Raw genomic sequence first — 5,163 nt, 5'->3', positions numbered from 1 at the left:
GATTCACTTCAAGACGGATAACGAGCAACTGCGTCCCCTCGGTCGTGCCACTAGGGGCGTTAAGGCCATGAAACTGCGGGCTAAAGATGAGTTGATCAGCATGGATATTATCCCTGGTCAGGTTGTCGCCCAGATGGCAAGTGCGATTGAGGCAGCCGTTGAAGAAGAAGTTGAAGACCTCAATGAGGTGAGCGAGACTGTCAACGAAGCGGTTTCCGAAGAGCAGGAGTTGGTCGTAACCGCAGGTCAAGGCCCTTGGGTACTTGTGGTTACGATGGGTGGCTATGGTAAGCGGGTGCCTGTGTCTCAGTTCCGGTTGCAGAATCGGGCAGGGATGGGAATCCTGGCGACGAAGTTCCGTTTGCCCAAAGACAAATTGGCCGCGTTACGGGTGGTCAATGAAGGGGATGAATTGATGATCATCACGAGTCGAGGGATTATCATTCGTCAGGCGATTAATGCTATTTCGCCCCAGTCCCGGATGGCAACAGGGGTGAGAGTGCAGCGACTGGATGACGATGATGCGATCGCAGCGGTTGCCTTAGTGCCTCTCTCCGGTGAGGAGGAGGAAGTGGAAGCGCTGGAGGAGTCGTTGTAAGGTAGCTCGATTTCGTTGGAAGGTAGGGGCACGATATCATCCTGCCCCTACAACAATCGGCAGTCACCCCCTACCTTTGCAAGTTAGGCACCATGAGCAGAAGCTCACAACGTTCGCGTTAGCGTTCTCCGTTAGCGTTACGCGAAGCGATAGCGACGAAGGAGCGTCAGCGGGCGGGCAACGCCCGACAGAAGTAAGAATGAAAATTTTTAACCTACCCCTTCGGGGAACGCTACGCGAACAATCTTCTAATCTTCCAACCTTCAACTCATTTTCAAGCTAGCGCCTTGTATTTTGTGTCTCTATTGTGTCAAGCCACAAACCTTGACATTGATTTGCAATGAAACCTTCAAAGCAATTCTCTTCAGCCTCTCGTTTCCTGGTGCCCTTACTGGGCGGTATCTTGATGGGGCTAACTCCAGCCCCCGTAGAGGCTTGGCCTTTAGCGTGGATAGCGCTGGTGCCCCTATGGTTTTGGGTTGCCCAAGCTCAGAGCGTTCGTCAGTGTGCTTTGTACGGATTAGTTTGGGGTATTGGCTATCATGGCTTAGCATTATTTTGGATTACCGGCATTCACCCAATGACTTGGATGGGAGTGCCGTGGCTAGCCAGTTTAGCGATCGCCATTTTTTGTTGGACATTCATTACTCTCTGGGGAGCTGCCTTAGTCGCGATTTGGGCAGCCTTGTTATTTTGGATTCATCAAAAGCTTAGAATCTCAGCCTTGGTTCGCGTTCTGCTTGGCACAGCCCTCTGGTGTGGCTTGGAGTCGATTTGGAGTGCTGGGTCGTTATGGTGGACGTCCTTGTCTTATACTCAGAGTCCTCATAACTTAGTCATTTTACACCTGGGTCAGTTATCTGGGCCTGCGACCGTGACGGCGGCAATTGTTGCAGTGAATGGTTTAGTTGCCGAAGCGTGGATTAGCGATCAACACAGAAGGGATGCCAAAGAGTTGAACGCTAGAAGGATGTTATCGCAGCGAGACGGGGTAACATCCCCTGTTGAACGTTCTCACCTACAACCTGCAACCCTTCTCGGCATGGCAATAGGACTCTTGGTTATTTTGTACCTGATGGGTTTTGGACTGAAAAGTCGCCTCTTATTTCAACCCCAAGAAGCGGCTTTAACTGTTGGTATTGTTCAAGGTAACATCGGCAATGATATCAAACTGTTCACCGACGGTAAGCGTCGCGCTCTGGAACGATACACTAACGGCTATCGGAAATTAGTCAGCCAGGGCGTTGAGGCGGTGTTAACGCCAGAAGGGGCTTTACCTTTTTTTTTGAGTGACTTGAAGCGTCAAGACTTCTACTCGGCTATTTTGGATCAAGGTATTGTGGCTTGGGTGGGAGCTTTTGGTGAGCGGGGACGTAGCTACACGAATAGTCTGTTTACGATTAACGGTAAAGGTGAGACATTCAGCCGCTATGACAAAGCCAAGTTAGTGCCGTTGGGGGAATATATTCCCTTTGAGTCAGTTTTAGGTGGTTTGATTGATCGCCTTTCTCCCCTGGATGCTCATTTAGTCGCGGGTTCATCAACTCAGCTCTTTGAGACGCCATTTGGTCGTGCGATCGCAGGAATTTGCTACGAATCAGCCTTTGCTGAACATTTCCGGCGTCAAGCAGCGGCTGGGGGTCAGTTTATCCTCAGTGCTTCCAATGATGCCCATTACAGCTCAGAGATGCCAGCTCAGCACCATGCTCAGGATGTGATGCGAGCGATCGAAACGGACAGATGGGCTGTGCGGGCTACAAACACGGGCTATTCTGCCATTGTAGACCCTCACGGCAGAACCCGTTGGATGTCTGGGATTCATACCTATGAAACTCATGCAGGTACTATTTATCGACGGCAGACGCAGACTCTCTACGTCCGTTGGGGAGATTGGTTAACTAAAGTTTTGTTGGGGTTAGCAGCTGTCGCGTTGTTGTTTTCTAAGACTCGAAATCCAGCCTAGGCTGATTGCTATCTCGGCTTATCTGTATTTCTAGATTTCGAGTCGGCGATCGCATCTCCTGAAAAATTAGCTGATTCCGGTTAGTTGCAACTCAAGTCCAACTCGAAGAAGAGCAAGTCGTAGTGCCTGATTAATCGGCATCCTTTCGCGTCCCAACTCCGGGTCAATGTTAGCCACCTGTTGAGATAGCATCGCCATGTTGGGGGATTCTAATCCATTAGCGATCGCACCAGCAGCACTAGCTACAATCTCTGGCATCATTGCTCTATGACGAACACAAGTGATTAGTTCAGGTTGGCCTAACTTATTAGTTGCTGTAGACCAGCCAAACAATCGACAAAGTGTAGGTCGCATTTGATAGGCTTGACAGCGACCGTTTTCCGGAATGAGTGGGTCAGGTTGATAAAACAAGCAAGTATTTATTTCATTTTCTGTTGTTATTCGCTCTATCCAAACCTCTCCCTCTCCCCGACGAAAAAGCTCGAACGCGAGTGGCAGCATTTCCAGCGGTGTCGCTTCTACATAGGGACTAGTGCAGCACCAACCGCAACCACTGGGACAATGCAATTGAGTCGTTGCCAAAAACGTATCTATAAGTTGATCAATTTGAGCATACAAGGCCATCACTTGAGCAGCGAGAGCTTGGTTCATATTGGCAGTTAGATTCGTATATTACTTATACGCAGTTCCTGCGAAAACGTTACTATCAGGATTTATTTGGACTGGAGATTTTTATAGGGATTTATTCGGTTCTTAAAATTCTTCTTTAATTGATTTTTTTATCAGCTGATTTACAAAAATTAATAAATTCTATACTATAAATGTGTTGTTAATTGTTAATCAAACATGGAAGCAATTCATCAAGTAGTTCGACTGAACTATACCTGCATTTCAGAAATCATTCAATCCGAGCTGAAGTTTTTATCGGAAATTTCAGAGATGACGAATGATGAGCGATTCAGACAGTCTATTGCGGAGGTGATTTACAGTCTCAACGATTTGTCAGATACAGTAAACTTGCAACGGCGGTATCTGAAACCTCACCCTGAAGTTGAGTAATCACTCGTTGATTTAGCTTTTGTTTACCCCCCTAACCCCCCTTCTTAAGGGGGAAACAAGGAATGTGAAAATACTAATTTTTCCTTTTCTCTTTTTCCTTGATTAAGGGAGGCTAGGGAGGTTAACAAAAGCTGATAATCCTGCTACCAACCCAAAAAGAGGTGTTAGCGAAGCTTTCTGTTCGATAAGGGTATGATATGGTCTATTTCGTGAGGGGCGAATGCAGTTACTTCAGAAATCAGGCAGTATTCATAGCATCCTTTAGCACGTTCGCAAACGAGGCGTCTTAGCGCAGATGGAATATAGGTGCTGCTCATTCCTGACTCAATTGCTTAAGTTTGAGGTATGCTTTCGCCTTCGCCATCCGGATTAAGTGTTCAAGGTATTGATATTGCTCCCAAATCTGTGACTCGGCAGGTGTTAAACCTTGGGTGCGGTTCTTTTCTAAGAGACTACTAATCTGAGCTTGCAATGCTTCGGAGGGACGCAGGGCAATAATGTCTTCGGGTGTGGGCAGTGTTGCTAAAAATTCCAATACTTCAGCTACACCTGTAAATCCCGTTTGAGAACTGGCATTCAACTCCCGCAATCCCAATTCCAAAATTTGCGGTAGTTTGTCTTCTAACGAACTCAGCCGCGATACGAATTCTTCAGGGAGATCGAGTGTAATCTGCATTATGAGTTCTCTGAGGCTTTGGAATCACTATAACAACTGCGAGTACTCCCTTTCAGCAGAATCCTGGACAAAAGCGATCGCTCTTATCGTTGCCCAAGAAGAGAGGTGAGTGAAGCGTTAGCTATCCCGTAGAGAATCGCTATCTGCCAACAGTTAATTCTCAGGTAGGAGGATGCCAGTTGCTTTCAATCCACAGTGCCCGTGCTTCAACTACATAATCATTGTTAAGCCTCAGGGCAATAACCGTTGCTCGACCTGTTGGAGTTAAACCTACAATATGAGTCCCTCCATTCGCCCAGGTAAAATGCTCTGTCCAAGACTGCTGGCGAGAATTGAAAAGAGGCACCAGGATACTTGTCGCAGGATCGGGGGCATGAGTTTTTGACCCCTTGAACTCATTACAGCGATAGCAGGCTGCTGCTATGTTTTCAGGTTCATCGCTGCCACCTGCAACTTGAGGCAGAATATGATCCATGACCAATGGCATCCCAGTTAACTTGGATGATGTCTTGCAGTATTCGCAGCGATAATTAGCTGCTGCACAAATCTGCTGACGAACCTTGTCGGAAATTGCCATTGCTACGCGGGCAACTCAGTTAAAGACGGTATCCGGTGTCCTCGCCATCGCAACACAGCCCAAGCATAAGCTTTGCGTAACATTAAGCTATCGACAGACGATCGCAATTCACTCAACTCTTGCCGTTCTTTTGGGCTAATTTCATCTGTTTGGTTCTTTTCCAGCAAAGCAGTATGACGCGCTTGTTGTTCAGATTCTATCTGAGCTTGGGCAATTTTCAGAAGTTCATCAATGCTGAGAGTCTGCATCTGTAAGAGTTCAGCTTGCATTTCTGGCGGCGCATTGTCAGG

At 47.4% G+C, this 5,163-nt stretch carries 7 protein-coding genes; 3 read left to right on the top strand and 4 right to left on the bottom strand.

Features of this window, described 5'->3' with window-relative positions:
- Positions 1-598 (top strand): DNA gyrase C-terminal beta-propeller domain-containing protein (locus V6C93_RS03690; RefSeq protein ID WP_333475297.1); only part of this gene is annotated, 598 nt, incomplete at its 5' end.
- A gap of 340 nt (positions 599-938) precedes the next feature.
- Positions 939-2,561 (top strand): apolipoprotein N-acyltransferase, encoded by a 1,623-nt coding sequence (lnt, locus tag V6C93_RS03685; RefSeq protein WP_333475296.1) that lies wholly within the window; start codon positions 939-941, stop codon positions 2,559-2,561.
- Positions 2,562-2,627: 66 nt separating this feature from the next.
- Here lnt and V6C93_RS03680 read toward each other — a convergent pair whose 3' ends face one another.
- A complete protein-coding gene (locus V6C93_RS03680) occupies positions 2,628-3,212 on the bottom strand; it encodes a YkgJ family cysteine cluster protein (protein ID WP_333475295.1) in 585 nt (194 codons plus the stop codon).
- A gap of 195 nt (positions 3,213-3,407) precedes the next feature.
- Here V6C93_RS03680 and V6C93_RS03675 point away from each other — a divergent pair, with 195 nt between their 5' ends.
- The gene (locus tag V6C93_RS03675; protein WP_333475294.1) at positions 3,408-3,620 is read left to right on the top strand and encodes a hypothetical protein; all 213 of its coding nucleotides are present in this window, start codon (positions 3,408-3,410) and stop codon (positions 3,618-3,620) included.
- Positions 3,621-3,933: 313 nt separating this feature from the next.
- On the opposite strand, the gene V6C93_RS03670 is transcribed toward V6C93_RS03675, so the two are convergent.
- From V6C93_RS03670 to V6C93_RS03660, 3 genes are all read right to left on the bottom strand, one after another.
- Positions 3,934-4,296 carry a hypothetical protein gene (locus tag V6C93_RS03670; RefSeq protein WP_333475293.1) on the bottom strand — a complete coding sequence of 121 codons (363 nt, stop codon included), beginning with the start codon at positions 4,294-4,296 and terminating at the stop codon, positions 3,934-3,936.
- A gap of 160 nt (positions 4,297-4,456) precedes the next feature.
- A complete protein-coding gene (locus V6C93_RS03665; RefSeq protein ID WP_333475292.1) occupies positions 4,457-4,873 on the bottom strand; it encodes an HNH endonuclease in 417 nt (138 codons plus the stop codon).
- 2 nt (positions 4,874-4,875) lie between these two features.
- Positions 4,876-5,163 (bottom strand): hypothetical protein (locus V6C93_RS03660; RefSeq protein ID WP_333475291.1); only part of this gene is annotated, 288 nt, incomplete at its 5' end.

Origin of the sequence: Allocoleopsis sp. (assembly GCF_036703385.1) — a bacterium.
Classification (GTDB): Bacteria; Cyanobacteriota; Cyanobacteriia; order Cyanobacteriales; family Coleofasciculaceae; genus Allocoleopsis.
This window is presented reverse-complemented; position numbering and strand designations above follow the sequence as displayed.

Bases quoted from the DNA above. Each gene is read 5' to 3' on its own strand.
- V6C93_RS03670 (WP_333475293.1), bottom strand. From the start codon at position 4,296: ATGCAGATTACACTCGATCTCCCTGAAGAATTCGTATCGCGGCTGAGT.
- V6C93_RS03665 (WP_333475292.1), bottom strand. From the start codon at position 4,873: ATGGCAATTTCCGACAAGGTTCGTCAGCAGATTTGTGCAGCAGCTAAT.
- V6C93_RS03680 (WP_333475295.1), bottom strand. From the start codon at position 3,212: ATGAACCAAGCTCTCGCTGCTCAAGTGATGGCCTTGTATGCTCAAATT.
- V6C93_RS03675 (WP_333475294.1), top strand. From the start codon at position 3,408: ATGGAAGCAATTCATCAAGTAGTTCGACTGAACTATACCTGCATTTCA.
- lnt (WP_333475296.1), top strand. From the start codon at position 939: ATGAAACCTTCAAAGCAATTCTCTTCAGCCTCTCGTTTCCTGGTGCCC.